At 47.8% G+C, this 527-nt stretch carries 1 pseudogene; it reads right to left on the reverse strand.

From position 1 onward, the window contains the following. Nucleotides 1-464, reverse strand: a pseudogene (locus ACTHUR_RS17925) (hypothetical protein); the annotation flags it as partial. Nucleotides 465-527: the final 63 nt, after the last annotated feature.

Genomic DNA, 527 nt, shown 5'->3' on the forward strand with positions numbered 1-527 from the left:
TCGGTATTCCGTATGCTTTGGTTGGTCGTAATCAGTTTTTTATCGAACCGCAGGGCATCGAAAATGCGGAACGACAAACCGTAATGGTCAAACTGGGCAAAATCAACCACCGCCCCGCAGCTTTGCACCTTGCTTAAATTGTTTTCGAAACTCAGAATGCTGCTGCGATCGAGATAAGTGATACCTTTGGTTCCAAAGGCTTTTTCGGCGCGGTCGTCTTTGCAATAAATATGGAAATCCAAAGGCAGCCCGAGGCGCTCCGCTTCGCTGATGAAATGCTTGGTCTGCTCTTCCCTCCTCAATTCGTATCCACCAAGGAAGTAGAGGCCGTCGTTTGACGGCAATTCGGGAACAGGCAAATCGAAGTAGAAGTTGGTCGTGGCTTTGAAACCGTACTCCGGATATTGCTCAATATCTTGCGGATCAAAAACCCAGCATTGATCAAAATAGTCCAGATATTCCAAGATATCGGGGAACCTTCCGATGCCGTCCCATTGGTAATTGACACATATTTCGCTGTGCGCACG

Source organism: Neisseria sp. P0021.S007, from assembly GCF_051956855.1.